The organism is Paenibacillus thiaminolyticus (genome assembly GCF_003591545.1).
Classification (GTDB): Bacteria; Bacillota; Bacilli; order Paenibacillales; family Paenibacillaceae; genus Paenibacillus_B; species Paenibacillus_B thiaminolyticus_A.
Genome location: NZ_QYZD01000029.1, coordinates 19,502 through 29,536, shown reverse-complemented (window position 1 = coordinate 29,536; position 10,035 = coordinate 19,502). Strand labels below are relative to the sequence as shown.

Below are 10,035 nucleotides of genomic sequence, written 5' to 3'. Positions count from 1 at the left end.
ACCCAGGCTCCACCCAAGCTCCCACAATGGCATCTGCCACCACCCAGGCTCTACACAAGCTCTCACAATGAAATCTGCCACCACCCAGGCTCCATACAAGCTCTCACAATGACATCTACCACCATCCAGGCTCCACCCAAGCTCTCACAACATCTGCCACCACCCAAGCTCCACACAAGCCTCTCACCATGGGATCTGGCCAACCACCTGAGCCCCACGCCAGCCCGCTTACTGGCCTCTGGCCACTCAAGCTATACGCGCCAGCTTCCCAACGGTTTCTGCCCTCCCGCTTGTGCCTCTGCCGCCTTCACAACGGCTTCCGCTCTTCTATCCTCTCCCCAGCAGTCTCCACATTGTGACGGAATGGCAGATTCATCGCATTCATTTTTCCACCGCCACTATTTTTGTCACTCGACCGAATGGTTACGACAGGTTCTTACGCTATTCCGTATCCTTTCCCCTTATTTCCGAGAGGCGCCAAGGTCAGAACTGCAAAAAAATGACATTCACCTGCTCGCCCTCATGCCGTCTTACAATGGGCGAACCCTTGTCCGAACAGGCTTGTCCGTTTTCTCGCGCCGGACTCAACTGATGTCGGAAAGTTTTTTGGACGGGGCTCCTTTTTCTGACAAACTATTTCCAGCTCCTTCTCTATAATGAGAGGCACATATTTCAGAGAATAGGTGGTGCTTGGCATGAGTAAGACAAAGGTGATTCCGTTTCCGAAGAAGGGTTGGCAGAGCGGGGGGCAAGGAGAGAGCGAATGGGGCCTCCCTCATAACAGATGGCGGCTGGAACGATTCAAGATGGTGCTTGGTACGCGAAAATGGACCTTCATGTTTGTGCTTATCGGTTTTTTGCTGGGACGGGCCATGATCTTGAATGAACTGTTTCCGTTCGCCGCCGCGTTTTTTGCGGTCGTCTATTTTACGCGCCGCGAGCTGGCAACCTGGGTAGGGACGGCACTGCTGGCCGGAAGCTTGTTCGCGCCGGAGCAGATCTCGCTCATGATGGGCATGCAGCTGCTGCTTATCGTACTGATGCACCGCGGCATTAAAGCTTATGAACGGACCGATATGAACATGGCGCCGATTATCGTGTTCGCCGCCACACTGCTCGTTAAGCTGTTCGTGACATTTATGTCGACGGACCTGACCTGGTACGCCCTCGTGATGGATATGACGGATGCTGTGCTCGGTCTCGTCCTGACCCTCGTGTTTATACAAGCATTGCCCGTTCTGACGATGAGTAAACGCAACTATACACTGAGGGTGGAGGAAATGATCTGCCTGATGATTCTTCTGGCATCGATTATGACCGGCGCCGTAGGCTGGACCGTCCAGTCGCTGCAACTGGATCACATCATATCCCGCTATTTCGTGCTGTTGTTCGCCCTGGTCGGGGGAGCGCCGCTTGGCGCCTCGGTCGGCGTCGTGCTCGGCTTGATTCTCGGCTTGGCGGAGCCGAATTCGCTGACGCAGATGAGCGTGCTGGCGTTTGCCGGCTTGCTGGCCGGACTGCTGAAGGACGGCAAGCGCTGGGCGGTTGCCTTCGGCATGCTGCTCGGGACGGCGATTCTGTCCGTCTATCTCGGGCCTCCTTCGGAGGTGATGGCGTCGACCTGGGAGACGATCGCCGCCGCGGCGCTATTCTTGCTCACTCCTAAATCGATATGCGCGACCTTGGCCAAATATGTGCCGGGAACGAACGAGCATACGAAATCGCAGCATGAATATGCGAAGCGGATGCGTGACCTGACGGCGGAACGGGTTACCCAGTTCTCGGAGGTGTTCCGCCAACTGTCGAGCAGCTTCAAGCAGACCGCCCATACTGGCGATCCTCCGACGGTGGGGGAGGAGCGCAATCGGATGATTGAATCCGTGACGGCCGCTACCTGTCTCGGCTGCCCGCGGCAGCAGGCCTGCTGGAACCATAAGTCGGTCCAGACGATGACGATGATGAATCAGATGATGAGCAAGGTCGAACAGGATACCGAGATCGTCTCTTACAAGGAGAAGCAATTGCCTCAGACGTGGAGGAGCCACTGCATGAAGGCGCCGAAGGTGCTTGCGCTGATGAGGGAGCATATCATTCGGCGGGCGCTGGACGAGCATTGGCAGAAGCAGATTTTGGACAGCCGTCATTTCGTTGCCGATCAGTTGGCGGGCGTCTCAGAGGTCATGGATGATCTGGCCCGGGAGATTCGGCGCGAAGGACGGGAGCTGTTCATGCAGGAGGAGCAGATTCGGCAGGCTATGGAGGAGCTCGGGCTGTCCGTGCACCGCGTCGATATTTTATCGCTCGATGCGGGGCGGATCGAGATCGAGATGATTCATTCCTTCACCGATGGCTATGACGAGTGCCGCAAGCTCATTGCGCCGCTGCTGTCGGATATATTGGGCGAGCATATCGCCGTCAGAGAGGAGAGGTTAACCGGAACGGAAGGGCACGGTATGGTCACCTTCGTCTCGGCGAAGGCATTCGAGGTGGAGACCGGCATGGCCGGGGCCGCCAAAGGAGGGGATATGCTATCGGGAGACAGCTTCAGCACGCTGGAGCTCGGCAGCGGGAAGTATGCGGTCGCCTTGAGCGACGGGATGGGCAACGGCGAACGGGCCCGCATGGAGAGCAGCACCGCCTTGAAGCTGCTGTCCCAATTTCTGCAATCGGGCATTGACGAGAAGCTGGCGATCCAATCCGTCAATCAGGTACTGACGCTGCGATCTCCGGATGAGATCTACGCGACGGTCGATATGGCGATTATCGATCTGTATTCGGCCAAGACGACGTTCATGAAGAGCGGCTCCACGCCCAGCTTCATCAAGAACGGGAAGGACGTGCGCTTAGTATCGGGCAGCAACTTGCCGATAGGTATTATACAGGATATTGATTTTGATCTGATTGATTCGGCTTTGCAGCCGGGAGATATCTTGATTATGATGACGGACGGGATCTTCGATGCTCCCGGGCCGGCAGCCAACAAGGAGATATGGATGAAGCGGCTCATCAGCGAGCTGGAGACGGACGATCCGCAGGAGATTGCCGATCTTCTCCTGGAGACCGTCATCCGTCATGCCAGCGGTCATATCGATGACGACATGACCGTCGTCGTGACGCGTGTAGCCCGCCATCAGCCGCAATGGGCGACGCTGCATTGGAATGGGCATGACCATATGGAGCGGCCGCTGACGGTCAGCTAATCTCTCGCCGCGGCTTCCTGCTTTCCGCCCTCCGTATGGCCAGCGGGGTGTAAACTCTCTTTTCATTGGAAATACTAGAATGAGGTAGTTCAAAAAGCCGCTTTTGATCACGAAGAAAATCGGGAAGAACTCGGTATCGAATCTTGCATTCACTCTTGAAGAGCCTATGATTCCGAAGTATGTTTCCTGCGGAAACATTGTAGCTGCTCATGTAGTCGCGCCTACATTGCGCTGCTGCTTACAAGTTCTGCGGAGCAAAACTTGCATCGGAAGCATTCGCTTCGAGTTCTTGCAACCTTCTCGGTGCTGACAACCGGTCTTTTTGAACTCGCACCCGTACTAGATTCGGTGAAGAGAGGATGTGCGGAAATCGACATGAAGCAAATTCTATTGATAACCGACGGCTGCTCCAATGTGGGCGTTCAGCCTGCCGTTGCTGCTGCAGCAGCGCGGGAGCGGGGCATCTCGGTTAATGTTGTCGGCATTGTGGATTACGGAACGATAGGTGAGCTTGGAGCGCGGGAAATTGAGGAGATCGCCCGTGCAGGAGGAGGGATAAGCCGCATCGTCCAGTCGCATCAGCTGTCGCAGACAGTGCAGATGATGACGCGCAAGACGGTGGTACAGACGATTCATCAGGCCGTGAACAAGGAGCTGCGTCAAATTTTCGGAGCCGAGCAGAACGTCGAATTCGAGACCCTTCCGCCGGAGCAGCGTTCGGAAGTGGTGCGCGTCATGGACGAGCTCAGCGAGAACTCGCCGCTGCGCGTCGCCCTGCTCATCGATGCGAGCGCGAGCATGAAGCCGAAGCTCCCGGCTGTAGAGGAGGCGATACGGGATCTGATGCTAAGCCTGCAGGCTAGAACGGGCAAAAGCGAGTTGAGCGTGTTCCATTTCCCGGGACCTTACGGCGGAGAAGAGGCCGTGATGGATATGGAATGGACCGACGATATTAGCCGCGCGAAGCGCTTGTTCCAGCGGTTGAACATGCGGGGAACGACACCGACAGGACCTGCGCTCTTGAAAGTGATCGACTATTATCAATATGATGGAGGCAAGGCGAATCAGGAACGCGACCTGGCGTCGTACGCCTCAGATGGAACAGGAACGGATGGGATGTGGAGTGACTACATCGTGTAACATGGAGAACGAACAGCATCATGCGCAGGCAGCGGCGCTTCGTGTCGAGGCGGGAACCGTGCTGCAGGGGGTGTGGAACGGGCGTGTCTACCGAATTGAGCGACGGCTTGGCCGCGGGGCCAACGGAGTCGTGTATTTGGTGACCCATCTTCCGTCTGCAGCGCAGACGCGCGGAGGACGGACCGCTGCCTATGCGCTTAAGATGGGAATGAACTCGGTCGATATCCAGTCCGAGATTAACGCGCTGCGGACATGGGACAAGGGACGACAAGCGGAGGCGGGGCGCACGGGCCGCCACCATGCACGGCCATTTCTAGTCGATAACGATGATTGCGATCTGCACGGCAAGCGTATTCCCTTCTATGTGATGAGGTATGTGCCGGGGGTGAGTCTCCGCAAGTTCATTTATAAGCATGGGCCGGATTGGTATGGCGTCGTGGGAGGGCGCTTGCTGGAAAAGCTCAGGCAGCTGCACCGGCAGGGAGTTGTCTTTGGCGATCTGAAGGCGGAGAACGTGCTGGTGAACGATAACGGAGAGGTGGAGTTGATCGATTACGGCGGTCTGACCTCTACCGGGAAAAGTGTAAAACAATTCACTGAATTGTATGACCGGGGGTATTGGCACGCCGGATCGCGCACAGCCGACTTCCGGTATGATCTGTTCTCGTTCGCGGTCATGACAATTCAGATGATGGCCGAACGGGAGCTTCGGGAACGGATCAAGTCAACGCTCCCGCAGACGCGCGACATCAAGGATCTAATCGATATCGCCCGGAATCATCCCCGGGTGCGACCGTATGAGCCATGGCTGGCACCGGCCTTGCGCGGGGAATTCGCTTCCCCGGAGGAGGCATGCCGTCTGTGGCATGAACAGACACGGAAGCTGCATCGCTCCGGCAAGCCGCTGAACCGCCCCACGCCGTCGTGGCTGAAGTGGTTTTTTGCCGTGTCTGTGCTGCTGTTGGCTGTGAGCATCGCTTTTTGGGCATGGGGTTTCGATTAATAGGACATATTGTGTTATATTGAATTTATACATAGTACTTACGTTTATCACGCAGGTCTTCCTTCATACATAAGGTATCAGAGCCTTGGACATAGCATGACCGGGGAAGAGGAGTCTGCGGCAGCAGGACATAATGGAAGGAATCGGGATGGACATGATGGAACCGGGCAGGCATGCGGGCAATGACAGCGAATATGCGTGGCGGCAATGGACGGAGAAGCTGCGGGACACCGTAGAGCGGCATCGGCTATGGAACGATGGCGACCGCATCGTGATCGCGGTCTCGGGCGGACCGGACTCCATGCTGCTGCTGCATGCCATCGTAGCCCTGACCGGATATCGTCCGGGAAGCGGACGGATGATCATCGCCCACGTGCATCACGGCTTCCGCCCGGAGGAGTCGGACGAAGAAGCGCGGTTCGTTGAGCGGGAAGCGGAGCGGCTCGGGATCAGACTCGCGATGAAGCGAGTGGACGCTCCGGGCTGGGCGGCGGAGCATAAGATGAATGCCCAAGCGGCTGCGCGGCAGCTCCGCTATGACTTCCTGAAGGAAGTTGCCGCTCGCGAGCAGGGGCAGGTAATCGCATTGGCGCATCATGCCGATGATCAGGCAGAGACGGTGCTGATGCGGCTGCTGCGCGGAACCGGCAGCACGGGGCTGTCGGGAATGGCCTGGAAGAGGACGGCGGACGGCTTCTCCTTCGTCCGACCGCTGCTGGGGGTACGCAAGGCGGAATTGCTGGAGTGGTGCCGTCTGCGAGGCATTGCCTACGTGACGGACAGCAGCAATGCGAAGACCGATTACTTGCGCAACCGGGTCCGGCTGGACGTTATGCCGCGGCTTGAGCAGGAGAACCCGGGCCTGATCGCTTCCCTGTGCCGCACGGCCGATGTGCTGCGGGAAGAGAATGATTGGATGGAGGAACAGGCGCGGCAGTTGTTTCAACACGTGGTGAAGACGGTACAGGATGGAGAAGACGCTCCAATGGAATCACCGCCGCCGAACGGCGTCGTTCTTGATCGAAGGGCGCTTCTTCAAGCACATGTCGCTTTACAACGCAGGTTGATTAAACTAATATTAAACTATCTCACGCGGGAAGCGGAACAAGCCGATTTCGACACGGTTGAGGCGCTGCGGAATGCGGCGATCCGGGAACAGCCATCCACATGGAAGACGGATGCGGCCCCCGGCGTCGAATTCCGCAGAGAATACGACCGCTTGCTATGGCTGCGCCAACCCATCGGTCAGGCGAAGAACGGGCCGGATATGCTGGATCTGACGATAGATCGTACATATGAATCGGGCATTCTCCCGATACCGTCGAATGGCAGTACGCTGCATTGGGTTATAGAGTGCGATAGCCGCTCTTCCATCACGCAGGAAGCGGCGCATCAAGCCGCATCTGGAAGAACGCGGTTCCTCTTGGGACAGGTGGAAGCGCTGTTCGATGCGGAAAAATTGTGCTGGCCGCTGCGTGTCCGATACCGCCACGACGGCGATCGAATGCGTATTTTAGGGTTAAATGGCAGCAAAAAGGTGCAAGATATGTTCGTCGATGCCAAAATTGCGCCCTCGCTTCGCGGCACCGTCCCCATCGTGACGGATGCCAACGGGCAGATCCTGTGGGTGCCGGGTGTGCGGCGTTCGGATGCCGCGCTGGTCGGGCCCTCTACAGACCGTGTCCTGCGGCTGGAGCTGGAAGGCGGTGCGCATATTCCGGCGCAGCAGCGATCAGGCTCCGCCCAACCTAACCGCATGATGTAATCACGTTCATGTAAGTTTTCAGTATTCACTCTAGGAGGGGCCCATCATTGTATAATGACATTGAAAAGGTAATTATCAGCGAGGAGCAAATTCAGGCGAAGGTCCAGGAACTGGGTGCTCAGATCAGCCGCGAGTATGAAGGGAAATGCCCGCTGGTCATCTGTGTCCTAAAAGGCGCATTCGTCTTCATGGCCGATCTGGTCAAGCAAATTACTGTACCGTTGGAATTGGACTTCATGGCGGTATCCAGCTATGGAGCTTCCACGAAGTCTTCCGGTGTCGTCCGGATTATGAAAGATTTGGATGTATCCGTGGAAGGCCGGGATGTGCTCATTGTTGAAGACATTATAGATACCGGCTTGACGCTCAGCTACCTGATTGAAGTGCTTCAAGGACGCAAGGCGAATTCCATTCGCCTCGTGACGCTGTTCGATAAGCCGGCGCGCCGCACCGTTAATCTGGAAGCGGACTACAAAGGATTCGTGCTTCCTGACGAATTCATCGTCGGCTACGGCTTGGATTATGCCGAACGTTACCGCAACCTTCCATATATAGGCGTGTTGAAGCCAACGATCTACTCGAATGAAGCTAAGTAAGACACACGCCTTACACGCTTGCTGGTCAAGTTGTGATGGCATTACGTGCTATGATACAATAATTTCGTGTCCTTGAGAGGAGGTTGGGGATGAATCGGTTCATCAAGAATTCTGGTTTTTATCTGATTCTTTTTTTGGTCGTGGTAGGATTTGTCCAGTTCATCGGCAACGGCAATGAAGCCACGGACACTCCGAGATATGACCAGTTCCGCAAAGAGCTCTCGGCTAACAATATAGAAGAAATGACGGTTCAATATGAAGGTCGGGCTTATTTGGTCATCGGGAAATATAGAAAGATCCCAGAAGGGGCGAAATCCCAGCAGTTCGTAACGTATATTCCGGATAGCAATCCGGCCGTCGAAGAGTTAATGAACGCAGGGGATAATCAGCAAGAACTGAAGATTAATTGGAAAAAAATGGAGGAACAAAGCCTCTGGCTGACGTTTCTGACGTCGATTATTCCATTTATCATCATGTTCATCCTGTTCTTCTTCTTCTTTAATCAAGCGCAGGGCGGCGGCGGCAAGGTAATGAACTTCGGCAAGAGCCGCGCACGCTTGTATAATGAAGAGAAGAAGCGCGTTACCTTTGAAGACGTCGCAGGTGCGGATGAAGAGAAGCAAGAGCTGGTGGAGGTTGTCGAGTTCCTGAAGGATCCGCGCAAGTTCGCAGCCCTTGGCGCGCGCATTCCGAAGGGCGTGCTGCTGAACGGCCCTCCGGGTACCGGTAAGACGTTGCTGGCCCGTGCCGTTGCAGGGGAAGCTGGCGTTCCGTTCTTCAGCATCTCCGGTTCCGACTTCGTGGAAATGTTCGTCGGTGTCGGTGCATCCCGGGTCCGCGACCTGTTCGAGAATGCCAAGAAGAATGCGCCATGTATCATTTTCATTGACGAGATCGATGCGGTCGGCCGTCAACGGGGCGCCGGCCTGGGCGGCGGCCATGACGAACGGGAGCAGACGCTCAACCAGTTGCTGGTCGAGATGGATGGCTTCGGCGCCAACGAAGGCATCATCATTATCGCAGCGACGAACCGTCCGGATATTCTGGACCCGGCATTGCTCCGTCCTGGACGCTTTGACCGTCAGATTACGGTCGATCGCCCGGATCTGAAGGGCCGCGAGGCGGTGCTGAAGGTACACGCCCGCAATAAGCCGTTGAACAAGAACGTTAACCTCGATACGATCGCCAAGCGGACGACCGGCTTCACCGGCGCCGACCTGGAGAACTTGCTGAATGAAGCGGCGCTGCTGGCAGCCCGCAAGAACCACAAAGACATTACAATGACGGATGTTGACGAGGCGATTGACCGCGTCATCGTCGGAACGGAGAAGCGCAGCCGCATGATCAGCGATCGCGAGAAACGGATTGTTGCTTTCCATGAAGCCGGACATACGATTATCGGCTACTTCCTGGAGCATGCCGATATGGTCCACAAGGTGACCATCATTCCGCGCGGCCGTGCCGGCGGTTACGTCATCATGATGCCGAAGGAAGACCGCATGCTGGTGACGAAGCAGGAATTGCTGGACAAAGTCACGGGATTGCTCGGGGGACGTGTCGCCGAAGAACTGTTCATCGGCGAGATTGGCACTGGCGCATACAGCGACTTCCAGCAGGCGACCCGCATCGTGCGCAGCATGATTATGGAATACGGCATGAGCGAGAAGCTTGGACCGATGCAGTTCGGCAACCGTCAAGGAGAAGTATTCCTGGGCCGCGACCTAGGTCACGAGCAGAACTACTCCGATGCCATTGCTTATGAGATCGACCAAGAGATGCAGAGCATCATGAATGATTGTTATGAGCGCGCGAAGAAGCTCTTGACGGAGCGTTCCCGCGAGGTAAGCTTGATTGCGAATACGCTTCTCGAGGTCGAGACCTTGGAGATGGAGCAGATCAAGCAGCTGATCGAGGAAGGCAAGCTGAGCGAAGTAACACCTGCATCGACAGATGCGCCTGAAGCCGGCACACCGGTTATCGAGACGACGGGCGATGTGAAGGTGAATCTGGTAGGCAAGCCGGAGAAGCTTGGGCCGACTCAATGGGAGGGTTCTCCATCCGGCCCGCCTGCAGGCGATATTCCGAACGGCTCTTCGCCTGCTGACACTCATGGTGACTCCACCGAGCAGCCGAAGGCGGAACCGACATCCGAGGAGCCGAAGGCCCCTGCGGACAAGGATAAGTCGCCAGATGATAAGAAAGACGAACAATAACCGCAATAACATGGGCCGCCCTCCGGGCGTTTGCAAGAGCGTACCTTCCGGTACGCTCTTTTTTTACGGTAATTGGGCCCGAATTCCGAATTGACACAGCGGGTCGGGGTGTGTAAAT

General features: G+C 56.3%; 6 protein-coding genes. All 6 read left to right on the top strand.

From position 1 onward, the window contains the following. Positions 1 to 695 precede the first annotated feature (695 nt). The 6 genes from spoIIE (at position 696) to ftsH (ending at position 9,917) form a co-directional block, all read left to right on the top strand. On the top strand, positions 696 to 3,200 hold the full coding sequence (spoIIE, locus tag DQX05_RS23250; RefSeq protein ID WP_119795767.1) for a stage II sporulation protein E: 2,505 nt from the start codon (positions 696 to 698) through the stop codon (positions 3,198 to 3,200). Positions 3,201 to 3,575: 375 nt separating this feature from the next. Next, entirely contained in the window at positions 3,576 to 4,340 is a 765-nt protein-coding gene (locus DQX05_RS23245) for a vWA domain-containing protein (protein ID WP_119795766.1), read from the top strand. Beyond that, the gene (locus DQX05_RS23240; protein WP_397335908.1) at positions 4,324 to 5,343 is read left to right on the top strand and encodes a protein kinase domain-containing protein; all 1,020 of its coding nucleotides are present in this window, start codon (positions 4,324 to 4,326) and stop codon (positions 5,341 to 5,343) included. The genes DQX05_RS23245 and DQX05_RS23240 overlap by 17 nt, the downstream gene beginning before the upstream one ends. A gap of 133 nt (positions 5,344 to 5,476) precedes the next feature. Beyond that, entirely contained in the window at positions 5,477 to 7,108 is a 1,632-nt protein-coding gene (tilS, locus tag DQX05_RS23235) for a tRNA lysidine(34) synthetase TilS (protein ID WP_259392183.1), read from the top strand. 47 nt (positions 7,109 to 7,155) lie between these two features. Next, a complete protein-coding gene (gene hpt / locus DQX05_RS23230) occupies positions 7,156 to 7,704 on the top strand; it encodes a hypoxanthine phosphoribosyltransferase (protein ID WP_087443284.1) in 549 nt (182 codons plus the stop codon). Positions 7,705 to 7,793: 89 nt separating this feature from the next. Continuing rightward, the gene (gene ftsH, locus DQX05_RS23225) at positions 7,794 to 9,917 is read left to right on the top strand and encodes an ATP-dependent zinc metalloprotease FtsH (RefSeq protein ID WP_119795764.1); all 2,124 of its coding nucleotides are present in this window, start codon (positions 7,794 to 7,796) and stop codon (positions 9,915 to 9,917) included. Positions 9,918 to 10,035 lie beyond the last annotated feature (118 nt).